The following is a 12,256-nucleotide window of genomic DNA, read 5'->3' as shown; positions in this document are numbered from 1 at the left end:
ACGTATGGGAACTCTTGACAGGGCGTCAATGCCCTTCCACACTCGGCAGGCACCACGACTCCCGTGGTGCCGCGCTGTGGGACGCGACCCCGGGCCGCCGTGCCGGGTGCCGCGCCAACCTCGACGGAGACCGCCGACGGGCTCCGGCATCGACGAAGGGCTCGCCGCGCCATGCACCGTACGCTCGCCGCCGCACTGACCGCGCTGACCGCCGCCGCCCTCGCCGCCGGCGTTGCGCTCGGTATCGTCGCCGCCCTGGACGCCACCCCTGAGCAGCCGAATGTGCCGCTGGTGACCTTCGACCGGAGCGGCGAGTAGCGGGCGGGCCCGGGGAGGCGGGCGTGCTGAGGAGGTCCGGGTCATGGTGACGGCCGTCCGCTCGGCCTGGCGGGAGGTCCCGCCCTACCAGGTACGGCAGTTCGCCGCCCGGGCACTGGAGGAGGTGCCCACCCTCGCCCAGGACATCCTGCGGGAGATCCGCCGCACCTACCCCCAACTCCCGCTGGTTCCGGACGAGTTCGGCGAGCCCCGGGCGCTGGTGGGCATCCGCCAGTCGCTGGAGCACTTCGTCGCGCATCTGACGGCCGGCCCGGACCGGCCGCATGTCCACCCGCGGGTCTTCCAGGAGTACGGCCGCGGCGAGGGCATCCAGGGCCGCAGCCTGGACGTCCTCCAGGCCGTCTACCGGCTGGGCGTCCGGCTGGCCTGGCGGCGGCTCGCCGAGATCGGCCAGCAGCTCGCGATCCCGGCACCCGCGATGTACGAGCTCGCCGAGTCCGGCTACGAGTATCTGGACGGGCTGGTCGCCGAGTCCGTACGCGGCTACGCCGAGGCCGCCGCCCGGCAGGCCGGTGAACGGCTGCGGCTGCAACGGCGCCTGATGGAGCAGCTGTTCACGGGACCGGCAAGACGGCGGCGCGGCGCGGGGACGGCGGACGGGGTGCCGTCGGCCCTCGCCGAGCGCGCCGCCGCGATCGGCTGGACGCTGCCCGGGCGGGTCGCGGTCGCGGTCCTGCTGCGCCCGGCCCGGGAGTCGGTCGCGCCCGCCGTCGCCCCGGACGTCCTGCTGGACATGGAGAGCGAGCGGCCGCGGATGGTGGTGCCCGAACCGGACGCCCCCGGGCGGCGGGAGCTGCTGGCCCGCGCGGCGGCCGGCTGGTCCGGCGCGATCGGCCCCGCCGTACCGCTGCTGGACGCCGCCAAATCGCTGCGCTGGGCCGGCGCCGCGGTCGATCTGACGGAGCGCGGGCTGCTGCCCGCGGGCGAGCTGCTCCAGTGCACCGAGCACACCGAGGCGCTGGTCCTGCTGCCGCCGGAGGAGCTGATCGAGGAGCTCACCCGCCGCCGCCTCGCCCCCCTGGACAGCTGCGGCCCGGCCCATGGCCGGCGGCTCGCGGAGACCCTGCTGGCCTGGCTGGAGACCCGCGGCGGCGCCCCCGAGGTCGCCGCCCGGCTCGGCGTCCATCCGCAGACCGTGCGCTACCGGCTGCGCCAGATACGGGAGTTATGGGGCGCGGAGATCGACGACCCGGACCGCCGCTTCGAACTGGAGCTGGTGTTACGGGCCCGGCGGCTGCGCGGGGACCTCAACTGACCCCGCCGGAGTCCGCCGCCCGGCCCTCCACCAGCGCCGCCATCCCGTCCAGCAGCCGGGCCAGCCCGAACTCGAACAGCGACGTCAGCGTCACCACACCGTCGTCGTGCCCCGAGATCCCCCCGTACATGGGGTACGAGCCCGAGGTGAGGATGCCCTCGAAAACCGGCTCCATGGACGCCATCCACTGGCTCCGGTCCATCCCGGTCTCCTGCTCGGCCTCCAGATCGTCCTCGAAGCCGGCGGCGGTGGCGCGCACGTAGTTGAGCAGCGTGACGGCCATATGGATCAGCGTCACCGGGTCCATGCCCGTCACCCGCGCCATGGTCCACTCGATGAGCGCCATCGCCCGCGGCATCGGCTGCGGCCGGGTGATCGACAGATAGTGCGCCAGCCACGGATGCCGCTGGTAGAGCTCCCATTGCAGCCGTGCGCCCGCCGCCATCCGCGCCCGCCAGTCCTCCGGCGCCGGGTCCGGGAGCGCGACATCGCGGAACGCCGCGTCCGCCATCAGCACCACCAGCTCGTCCTTGTTGGCCACATGGCGGTAGAGCGCCATCGAGGACACCCCGAACTCGGCGGCCACCCGGCGCATCGACAGCGCCCGCAGCCCCTCGGCGTCGGCGATCTTGAGACCGGCCCGTACGACGCTCTCGCGGCTCAGCCCGCGGTCCGTCTCGCGCGGCCGCCGCTCCCGCGGGAGTTCGGGGCGCGCGGCCCGCTGCGGCGGCGGCTCGGCCACCACCGTGCCCACGCCCGGCACGGCGCGGACCACGCCTTCCTGGCGCAGCGTGGTGAGCACCTTGGTGGCGGTCGCCATCGCCACGCCCCACTCCTGGGTGATCCGCCGGGTCGAGGGCACCCGGTCGCCCGGCGCGAGCTCGCCGGAGTCGATACGGCAGCGGATCGCGTCGACGATCCGGCGATAGGGCGGCGCCGGCTGCTCCACGGGGTGACCTCCGTACTAGTGCACCAGGGGTGTTTGCTGGCCGTGAGGGTATCAATGCCGACCCCACCAGGGCATTGCACTAGGCAAGTGCACTAGTGTGACGCACCTTCAATCCCCTTACCTGGCCTGCTGTTTGCACCGTAAGCCTGTCATGTTTACGGTGTCATCCATGTCGTTTACCTCGTACACATCCCCGCCGCCGTCGCAGCCATCGCAGCCTTCCCCGCCGTCGGCCGGCCGCCGGGAGTGGACCGCCCTGGCTGTCCTCCTGCTGCCCTGCCTGCTCGTCTCGATGGACGTCTCGGTGCTCTACTTCGCGGTCCCGTTCCTGACCGCGGAACTGGAGCCCAGCAGCGTCCAGCAACTGTGGATCCTGGACGTCTACGGCTTCGTCCTGGCCGGCCTGCTGATCACCATGGGCGCGCTGGGCGACCGCATCGGCCGCCGCAAGCTGCTCCTGTCCGGCGCCCTCCTCTTCGGCCTCGCCTCCGGGGTCGCCGCCTACGCGCAGAGCGCCGAAATGCTCATCGCCGCACGGGCGTTGCTCGGCATCGGCGGCGCGACCCTGATGCCGTCCACCCTCGCGCTGATCCGCAACCTCTTCCATGACGCCAAACAGCGCGGCCGGGCCGTCGCGATCTGGTCCTCGGCGGTGATGGGCGGGATCGCGGTCGGCCCGGTGCTCAGCGGGGCGCTGCTGGAACACTTCTGGTGGGGCTCGGTCTTCCTGATCAACACCCCGGCGATGGTGCTGCTGCTGGTCTGCGGCCCGTTGCTGCTGCCGGAGTTCAGGAACCCGGCGGCCGGGCGCTTCGATCTGCCCGGCTCGCTGCTGTCCCTGCTCGCGATGCTGCCGACGGTCTACGGCGTCAAGGAGATCGCCCGCGACGGCCTGGCACTGCGGCCGGTCCTCGTCCTCGCGGCCGGGCTGCTGGCCGCCGCGGCCTTCGTGTACCGCCAGCGCACCGCCCGCCATCCGATGCTCGACCTGGAACTGTTCCGCCACCGCGGCTTCAGCGTCTCGGTCCTGATGAACCTGCTGGCGACGTTCGCGGTCGTCGGCTGCGCGGTCTTCTTCACCCAGTACCTCCAGACCGTACGGGGCATGAGCCCCATGGAGGCGGCGCTGTGGAACCTGCTGCCGACCCTCGCGGTGGGCGGCATGGCACCCACGGCGGCCGTGCTCGCCCAGCGCATGGACCGGGCGTATGTCATCGCCCTGGGATTCGCCATCGCGGCCGGCGGCTTCGTCTGGCTGTCCTGGCTGGAGCCGGGTTCGGCCCTGTGGTTCGTCCTGGTCGCCTCGTCGGTCTACGCCTCGGGCCTGGTGCTGGTGATGTCCCTCGGCAACGAACTGGCCATCGGCCTCGCCCCGCCCGAGCGCGCCGGCTCCGCCTCGGCCCTGCTGGAGTCCGGCACCGAACTGGGCGGCGCCCTGGGCATGGCTGTCCTGGGCAGCATCGGCAGCGCGGTCTACCGCGCGGACATGGCCGACGCCCTGCCCGCCGGCCTCCCGTCGTCCGCGGCCGACACGGCCCGCGAAACCCTGGCCGGCGCCGCCGCGGTGGCCACCGAACTCCCGGCCCGGGCGGGCGAGACACTCCTGGCGGCGGCCCGGTCCGCCTTCACCGACAGCCTTCAGTCGGCCGTCCTGTGCGCCGCGGGGGTGATGGCCTGCGCCGCGGTGCTGGCCATGATGCTGCTGCGGGGGCTGGGAGGTCCGGGAGCGGAGGGGGAGGGGGAGGCCGGTGGGGTGGCCGGGGTGCCGGAGGTCGGCGCGGGGGAGGCTGGTGTGCCGGTGGCAGGGCAGGGCCGCTGACGGCCGCTCACCCGGCTCACTCGGGGGCCACGCCCAGCATCCGCTGAAGCAGCTCCTTCAGCAGCGTCCGCTCGGCGACCGTCAGCCGGCCGAGGGGTTCGCGCGCGAAGTCCAGGGACGTCCGCAGGGCCCGGGCCAGACGCGCGCCCTCCTCGGTCGGGGCGGCGAGCTTGACGCGGCGGTCGGCCGGATCGGGGCGGCGCTCGACCAGGCCGCGGGACTCCAGCCGGTCCACGATGCCGGTGATGTTCGACGGCTCGCACTTCAGGCGCTGGGCGACCTTGCGCATGGGCAGCGGCTCGATGGAGAGCAGGCTGAGCACCCGGGCCTGCGCGCCGGTGAGGGAATGCTCGGTCGCGGCGTGCTCGTACTCCTCGTAGTAACGGGCCACGACGGTGCCGATGAGGTCGACGACCTCGACGGTCAGGGAGTCTGCGCGGGGGGTCATGCACAAGAGGATACCCATTTACTTGACAACCTGAAATATCGAGGAGCATGGTTGTTTCATCACCTGAAGCATTAGGAGGATCGCGCTTATGTCCGCACTGCCCACGACCAGCCGCGAATGGCACCTCGTCGCCCGCCCCCACGGCTGGCCCACCCCGGAGGACTTCGCGCTGCGCGAGGCCGCGGTGCCCGAGGTCGGCGAGGGCCAGATCCTGGTCCGCACCCAGCACTTCTCCGTCGACCCGTACATGCGCGGCCGGATGAACGATGTGAAGTCCTACGTCCCGCCCTTCCAGCTCGACCAGCCGATGGAGGGCGGCGCGGTCGGCGAGGTCATCGCCTCGCGCGATGACTCCATCGCCGTCGGTGACCATGTCCTGCACGGCCTCGGCTGGCGCGAGTACGCGGTCCTGGACGCCAAGCGCGCCGCCAAGGTGGACCCGTCGCTGGCCCCGCTCACTGCCTACCTCGGCGTGCTGGGCATGCCCGGCCTGACCGCGTACGCGGGTCTGCTGGAGGTGGCGTCCTTCAAGGAGGGCGACGCCGTCTTCGTATCCGGCGCGGCCGGTGCGGTGGGCAGCGAGGTCGGCCAGATAGCCAAGCTCAAGGGCGCCTCCCGGGTCATCGGCTCGGCCGGCTCCGACGAGAAGGTCAAGCTCCTGGTGGAGGAGTACGGCTTCGACGCCGCCTTCAACTACAAGAACGGCGACGTCGGCAAGCAGCTGAAGGAGGCCGCCCCGGACGGTATCGACGTCTACTTCGACAACGTCGGCGGCGACCACCTCGAAGCCGCCATCAGCTCCCTCAACGTCCATGGCCGTGCCGCCATTTGCGGCATGATCTCGATGTACAACGCCACGGAGCCGAGCCCGGCCCCCCGCAACCTCGCCATGGTGATCGGCAAGCGCCTGCGCCTCCAGGGCCTGCTGGTCAGCGACCACGCCGCCCTCCAGCCGAAGTTCGTCGAGGAGGTCTCCGCCTGGATCCGCTCCGGCGAACTGAAGTACAGCGAGACCAAGGTGCCTGGTATAGAGAACGGCGTCGAAGCTTTCCTGGGCCTGCTGCGCGGCGACAACACGGGCAAGATGATCGTCAGCCTGGAGTCCTGAGCCTCACGGCGGGGGCGGGGCGGCTGCCGACGACGCCCCCGCCCCCTGCCTCACCTCCCCCGTCCCCCTCGCCTCTTGCGCCCGCCCGTTAGGCTCGGCGGCACGCCGTCGCGATCCGTGGGCGCGAGTCGCGGCGAACCACAGGAGGATTCGGTATGTCCATCCAGACCGTCGATGTCGTCTACACCGCCGTCGCCACCGCTGAGAACGGCCGTGACGGCCGCGTCGCCAGCGACGACGGCAAGCTCGACGTGGTCGTCAACCCGCCCAAGGAGCAGGGCGGCAGCGGCGCCGGCACCAACCCCGAGCAGCTGTTCGCCGCCGGTTACAGCGCCTGCTTCCAGGGCGCGCTCAGCGTCGTCGCCCGCCGGGAGAACGCCGATGTCTCCGGCTCCCGGGTGACCGCCAAGGTCGGTATCGGCAAGACCCCGGACGGGGGCTTCGGCCTCACGGTCGAGATCGCCGTCTCGATCCCGCAGGTCGACGCGGCCACCGCCCAGGACCTCGTGGAGAAGGCGCACCAGGTGTGCCCGTACTCCCACGCCACCCGCGGCAACATCGAGGTCAAGCTGACCGTCGCCTGACCCACGGCGTCACCCGCGCATCTGCGCAAGGGCCGTATCCCGCGACGGGGTGCGGCCCTCTGGTGTCTGCGGGTGTGGTGCGGTCCCCACGTTCGTGACAGGGGGTGGGGTCCCCCTGGGTGCCGCCGCGAGGCCGCTCTTCGCTCCCACTCTTCGGTCTCGTTGTTCGCCGCCGGTCTTCGGTCCGGGGCTTTGGGCCTGCGCTTCACTCCCGGCCTTCGGTCCCGGTCTTGGGTCCGTGCTTCACTCCCGGTCTCCGGTCCCGGTCTTTGGTCCGCGCTTCACTCCCGGTCTTCGGTCCGGTTTTCGGGCCTGTGTCGGCTCAACTCGCGCTATTCTGGCGGCGCTTCACCACGTTCCTCCCCACAGCTCCGTCGGCGGTCGGCCGGCGGGGGCCCTGGCTTCCGGGGCCTGTCCGGAGGAGCGAGGAGGAGCGATGGACGATCAGGACACGGAGCAGGAGAGCGACCGGTGGGCGCCGTCTGACAGATGGCAGGTGGTCATCGGGGTGCTGGGCCTGCTGGTGGCGATCGTCGCTTGTGTGGGGCAGTTCGCCCGGTAACGCCGGGGCCGGCCCCACGGGGTCCGGACACGGCCGGTACCCGCCGTCGAGGCGGGACGGTCAACGGGGGAGTGCCCGGGCTCGACACCACCCGCGCGACTCGCGCCCGCACACTTTCCGTACCGCGCACTCCCTGTGGGCTCGGGCCTTCCACGCCCCCCACCCCCTGTGACGCAAGCAACATTCCCCCCACCTTGACGCACCCCCCATGTAATCGATTTCGTAGCCCCCACGAAATCCTCGCGGAAACGATTACACGGCGATCAAGGCGATCAAGGCGAACCCGCCCCCGCACTGAAGGGGCGACCAGCGACCACCCGCCAGCGACCCAACGGAACGGCAACGGTGCCATGGCGAACATCAAGGATGTGGCGGAGCGGGCAGGGGTTTCCGTGGCCACGGTTTCGCGGGTGCTCAATGGCCACAGTCCGGTTGCCGAGACCCGGGAGCGGGTGCTCGCCGCCGTACGGGAGCTGGGTTACCGGCCCAACAACGTCGCCCGTGCGCTGCGCACCGCGCGGACCGGTGCGCTCGGCCTGATCATCAGTGATCTCACCAACCCCTTCTTCACCGAGCTGGCCGACGCCGTCGAGGACGAGGCCCGCAGCCTCGGCTACAGCCTGGTCATCGGCAACGCCGGTGAGCGCCCCGAGCAGCAGGACGACTACATCCGCACGCTGCTCGACCGCCGGATCGACGGCCTGCTGGTCAGCTCGGCCGGTACCGGTTCGGCGATGCTCAGCGAGGTGGTCGCCTCCGGCACCCCGCTGGTGCTGCTGGACCGCACCGTGCCCGGTGTCGACGCCCCCTGCGTCCGCGCCGACGGCCGTACCGCGCTCACCGAGCTCGCCGCCCATCTCGCCGCACACGGCCGCCGCCGCCCCGCGATCATCGTCGCCCCGGCCGGCACCCCCACCGGCGACGAGCGCCTCGGGTTCTTCCGTACGGCGCTGGGCGGGTACGGCCTCACCCTGCCCGACGAGCGGGTCGGTGCCACCCTCGACCTCCAGCCCGCCGGCGGCCGTCAGGTGATGAGCGCGTTCCTCGACCTCGCCGAGCCGCCGGACGCGGTGCTGGCCACCGACAACCTGATGGCGCTGGGCGCGATGGACGAACTCCGCGCCCGCGGGCTGCGGGTCCCCGACGATGTGGCGCTGGTGGTGTACGACGACGTGCCGTGGTTCGCCCATACCGATCCGCCGCTGACCGCCATTGCCCAGCCCACCCGGGAGTTGGGCCGGGCCGCCGTCCATACCCTGCTGGCGCGGATCGAGGGCCGGCCCGCCGACTCGGTGCTGTTGCCGGCCCGGCTGGTCACCCGCCGCTCCTGCGGCGAAGTGCCCGCCCCCTGAGCAGGCCCGCCCGGGCCGGGCCCGGCACTCCGGCCCCGGCACCCCGTCCGGGCGGGCCACCCAAACCAGCGACCACGCCCTACGCAAACCAACGACCACCCCAGCCGGCCACCGCCCAAGCCACCCACCACCGAAGCCACCCCAGCCACCCAACCCCCCACCCCACCCGACAAAGAGAGGAGCAGCGCATGACCGGCGTCAACGACGACGTACCGGGCGGCCGCGAACTGCTGCGCGTGGAGGGGGTGACGAAGTCGTTCCCGGGTGTCCGCGCGCTCGATGGCGTGGACCTGACCCTGCGCACCGGTGAGGTGCATGTCCTGCTCGGCGAGAACGGTGCGGGCAAGAGCACCCTCATCAAGATGCTCTCCGGCGCCCACCGCCCCGACGGGGGCCGGCTCCTCGTGGACGGCGCCGAGGCCACCATCCGTTCGGCGCAGGACGCCGAGCGGCTCGGCATCGCCACCATCTACCAGGAGTTCAACCTCGTCCCCGGGCTGACCGTCGCCGAGAACATCTTCCTGGGCCGGCAGCCGCGCACCCGGCTCGGACTGGTCGACAAGAAGGCGATGCGGACCCGGGCCGCCGAACTGCTGCGGCGCGTACGGCTCGACGTGTCCCCGAACACCCCGGTCGCCGAACTGGGCATCGCCCGCCTCCAGATGGTCGAGATCGCCAAGGCGCTCAGCCTGGACGCCCGCGTCCTGATCATGGACGAGCCGACCGCGGTGCTGACCTCCGAGGAGGTCGAGACCCTCTTCGAGATCGTCCGGGAGCTGCGCGATGCCGGCGTCGGCATCATCTTCATCACCCACCACCTGGAGGAGATCGGCGCGCTCGGCGACCGGGTGACGGTGCTGCGGGACGGCCGCTCCGTCGCGGAGGTGCCGGCCTCGACGGACGAGGACGAGCTGATCCGCCTGATGGTGGGCCGGGACATCGCCGAGCAGTACCCGCGCCGGCGCCCCGACGAGCCGGGCGCGCCCCTGCTGCGCGTCCGCGGCCTGACCCGTAACGGCACCGCGGCCGGACCGGTCTTCGAGGGCATCGACTTCGAGGTGCGGGCCGGTGAGGTCGTGGGCCTCGCCGGGCTGGTCGGCGCGGGCCGTACGGAGGTGGTCCGGGCGGTCTTCGGCGTGGACCGCTATGACGCCGGCACGGTCGAGATCGACGGCAAGGAGCTGGCCCGCGGCGATGTCCGGGCCGCGATGCGCGCCGGGCTCGGCCTCGTACCGGAGGACCGCAAGGGCCAGGGCCTGGTGCTGGACGCCTCCCTCCAGGACAATCTCACCCTCGCCCGGCTCGACCGGGACACCCGCGGCGGGCTGGTGGACCGGGGTGCGCAGCGGCGCGAAGCGGCCACCGCCGCCGAGCGGTTGAAGGTCCGGATGAGCGGCCTGGGCCAGAGCGCCCGCACCCTCTCCGGCGGCAACCAGCAGAAGATCGTCATCGGCAAGTGGCTGCTGACGGACACCCGGCTGCTGATCCTCGACGAGCCGACGCGCGGGATCGACGTCGGCGCCAAGGTCGAGATCTACCAGCTGATCAACGAGCTGACGGCGGCCGGCCGCGCGGTCCTGATGATCTCCAGCGATCTGCCCGAGGTCCTCGGGATGAGCGACCGGGTGCTGGTGATGTCGCAGGGCCGGCTGGCCGGTGAGCTGTCGGCCGAAGAGGCCACCCAGGACGCCGTGATGGAACTGGCGCTCCAGGCCCCCGCTGCCGCTTCCGGGAGCACGGACGGCACCGCCACGAGCACAAAGCACGACGAGAGCGCGATGGAGGGCTCCGATGTCCACTGAGGTGAAGACAGGAGCCGCCGCCGAGGCGGTGGGACGGGCACCGGACCGGGGCGGCTTCGGGCCGTGGTTCTCCCGGGCGGTCCTCAGGAACGGCCCGCTCGGCGGGCTGATCGCCCTGGTTGTCGTGATGGCGGCGCTGTCCGGGGACTTCCTCAACGGGCAGAACCTCCTCAACGTCGGCGTCCAGGCGTCGGTCACCGCGATCCTCGCCTTCGGCGTCACCTTCGTGATCGTCTCGGCCGGTATCGATCTCTCGGTCGGCTCGGTCGCCGCGCTCTCCGCCACCGTCGTGGCCTGGGCGGCCACCGGCGAGGGCCTGCCCGTCTGGATGGCCGTACTGCTCGGCCTGGCGGTCGGCGCGGCGGCCGGTCTGGTCTCCGGCGCGCTGGTCGCGTACGGCAAACTGCCCGCCTTCATCGCCACGTTGGCGATGCTCTCGGTCGGCCGCGGCCTGGCCCTGGTCATCTCCGGCGGCTCGCCGATCCCCTTCCCCGGCTCGGTCAGCGCGCTCGGTGACACCCTCGGCGGCTGGCTGCCGGTGCCCGTGCTCGTCATGATCGCGATGGGGCTGATCGCCGCGCTGGTGCTGGCCCGTACGTACGCCGGCCGGGCGATGTTCGCGATCGGCGGCAACGAGGAGGCGGCCCGGCTCTCCGGTATTCACGTCAAGCGCCGCAAGCTCGCGATCTACGCGCTGTCCGGGGTGTTCGCCGCGGTCGCCGGCATCGTGCTCGCCGCCCGGCTCACCTCCGCCCAGCCGCAGGCCGCCACCGGCTACGAGCTGGACGCCATCGCCGCCGTCGTCATCGGCGGGGCCAGCCTCTCCGGCGGCTCCGGCAAGGCTTCCGGCACCCTCATCGGTGCGCTGATCCTCGCCGTCCTGCGCAACGGCCTCAACCTGCTGAGCGTCTCGGCGTTCTGGCAGCAGGTCGCCACCGGACTGGTCATCGCGGTGGCGGTGCTCCTGGACACCCTGCGCCGCCGGAGCGCGCGATGAACGCCCCGCGGAACACCCGGCGGAACGGTCGGCAGAACACCCGGCGGAACGTCTGGCGGAACGCCTGGCGGAGCACCCGGCAGCACACCCGGATCAAGGCGTCGCTGGCGGCCGGGCTGGCCGCGACCGTCGCCCTGGGCCTGGCCGGCTGCGACCGCGGCGGCAACACCGATCTGGGGCTGGCGCTGTCCACGATGAACAACCCGTTCTTCGTCGGCATCAAGGACGGCGCCCAGGCCGAGGCGGATGCCCGCGGGCTGCACCTCAACATCACCGACGCCCAGAACGACCCCACCCAGCAGATCAACCAGATGGAGACGTTCACCAGCCAGAACGTCAGGGCGGCCATCATCAACCCGGTCGACTCCGATGCCGCGGTCCCGGCCGTCGGCGTCGCCAACCGGGCGAAGGTGCCGGTCATCTCCATCGACCGGGGCGTCAACGGCGGCACGGTCGGCTCGACCATCGCCTCCGACAATGTCGCGGGCGGCCGGCTCGCCGCGAAGACCCTGGCCGAATCGCTCGGCGGCAAGGGCAAGGTGGCCTTCCTGGAGGGGCAGGCCGGTACCTCCGCCGCCCGCGAGCGCGGCAAAGGCTTCGAGGAGGGCATCAAGAAGTACCCCGGCATCCAGGTCGTCGCCCGCCAGCCCGCGGACTTCGACCGCACCAAGGGCATGGACGTGATGACCAACATGCTCCAGGCGCACCGCGACCTCGGCGGGGTGTTCGCCGCCAACGACGAGATGGCGCTGGGCGCGTCCAAGGCGCTGGGCGGCCGCTCCGGCAAGGACGTCAAGGTGGTGGCGTTCGACGGCACCCCCGACGGGGTCCGGGCGGTCCGCGGCGGCACCCTGACCGCCACCGTCGCCCAGCAGCCGAAACTCCTCGGCAAACAGGCCGTGGACTGGGCGATGAAGGCGTCCCGTAGTGAGAAGCTGCCGCGGTCGGTCCGGGTGCCGGTGGTGCTGGTGACCGCCGAGAACGCCGCGAAGTTCGACGACTGAGAGCGAGGCCGGCACGTCCAAGGGGGCGGCCGGGAAG

At 72.2% G+C, this 12,256-nt stretch carries 10 protein-coding genes and 1 pseudogene; 9 read left to right on the top strand and 2 right to left on the bottom strand.

Translation table 11 applies throughout. The features are described 5' to 3' along the window. Positions 1-171 precede the first annotated feature (171 nt). On the top strand, positions 172-318 hold the full coding sequence (locus AC3EUV_RS09350) for a hypothetical protein (RefSeq protein WP_168478977.1): 147 nt from the start codon (positions 172-174) through the stop codon (positions 316-318). Positions 319-361: 43 nt separating this feature from the next. After that, positions 362-1,594, top strand: a complete 1,233-nt coding sequence (locus AC3EUV_RS09345) for a PucR family transcriptional regulator (protein WP_435602630.1) — start codon at positions 362-364, stop codon at positions 1,592-1,594. Here AC3EUV_RS09345 and AC3EUV_RS09340 read toward each other — a convergent pair. Further along, positions 1,587-2,543: a TetR/AcrR family transcriptional regulator C-terminal domain-containing protein gene (locus AC3EUV_RS09340; protein WP_435602629.1), complete on the bottom strand. Its 957-nt coding sequence runs from the start codon at positions 2,541-2,543 to the stop codon at positions 1,587-1,589. The two genes, AC3EUV_RS09345 and AC3EUV_RS09340, sit on opposite strands and share 8 nt — an antisense overlap. Positions 2,544-2,712: 169 nt before the next feature. Here AC3EUV_RS09340 and AC3EUV_RS09335 point away from each other — a divergent pair, with 169 nt between their 5' ends. Then, entirely contained in the window at positions 2,713-4,362 is a 1,650-nt protein-coding gene (locus tag AC3EUV_RS09335) for an MFS transporter (protein ID WP_435602628.1), read from the top strand. Positions 4,363-4,378: 16 nt separating this feature from the next. On the opposite strand, the gene AC3EUV_RS09330 is transcribed toward AC3EUV_RS09335, so the two are convergent. Next, positions 4,379-4,810 (bottom strand): MarR family winged helix-turn-helix transcriptional regulator, encoded by a 432-nt coding sequence (locus AC3EUV_RS09330; RefSeq protein WP_432141708.1) that lies wholly within the window; start codon positions 4,808-4,810, stop codon positions 4,379-4,381. Positions 4,811-4,898: 88 nt separating this feature from the next. Here AC3EUV_RS09330 and AC3EUV_RS09325 point away from each other — a divergent pair, with 88 nt between their 5' ends. The 6 genes and pseudogenes from AC3EUV_RS09325 to AC3EUV_RS09300 all read left to right on the top strand — a co-directional run bounded on the left by AC3EUV_RS09325 (position 4,899) and on the right by AC3EUV_RS09300 (position 12,219). Then, positions 4,899-5,918: an NADP-dependent oxidoreductase gene (locus tag AC3EUV_RS09325; RefSeq protein ID WP_432141709.1), complete on the top strand. Its 1,020-nt coding sequence runs from the start codon at positions 4,899-4,901 to the stop codon at positions 5,916-5,918. Between the two features lie 155 nt (positions 5,919-6,073). Continuing rightward, the gene (locus AC3EUV_RS09320) at positions 6,074-6,502 is read left to right on the top strand and encodes an organic hydroperoxide resistance protein (protein ID WP_168478972.1); all 429 of its coding nucleotides are present in this window, start codon (positions 6,074-6,076) and stop codon (positions 6,500-6,502) included. A 436-nt stretch (positions 6,503-6,938) separates the two neighbouring features. Further along, positions 6,939-7,064: a hypothetical protein gene (locus AC3EUV_RS09315; protein ID WP_018088072.1), complete on the top strand. Its 126-nt coding sequence runs from the start codon at positions 6,939-6,941 to the stop codon at positions 7,062-7,064. 350 nt (positions 7,065-7,414) lie between these two features. After that, positions 7,415-8,416: a LacI family DNA-binding transcriptional regulator gene (locus AC3EUV_RS09310; protein WP_432141711.1), complete on the top strand. Its 1,002-nt coding sequence runs from the start codon at positions 7,415-7,417 to the stop codon at positions 8,414-8,416. Between the two features lie 188 nt (positions 8,417-8,604). Further along, positions 8,605-10,218, top strand: coding sequence for a sugar ABC transporter ATP-binding protein (locus AC3EUV_RS09305; protein WP_435602627.1), 1,614 nt, complete (start codon positions 8,605-8,607; stop codon positions 10,216-10,218). Next, positions 10,208-12,219: pseudogene (locus AC3EUV_RS09300) on the top strand (ABC transporter permease/substrate-binding protein). Before AC3EUV_RS09305 ends, AC3EUV_RS09300 begins: the two are co-directional and overlap by 11 nt. The last annotated feature ends 37 nt before the right edge of the window (positions 12,220-12,256 follow it).

The sequence above is a fragment of the Streptomyces sp. bgisy130 genome, from assembly GCF_057708345.1.
Note: the sequence above shows the minus strand (reverse complement) of the source record. Positions and strands in the feature narration are given on the sequence as shown.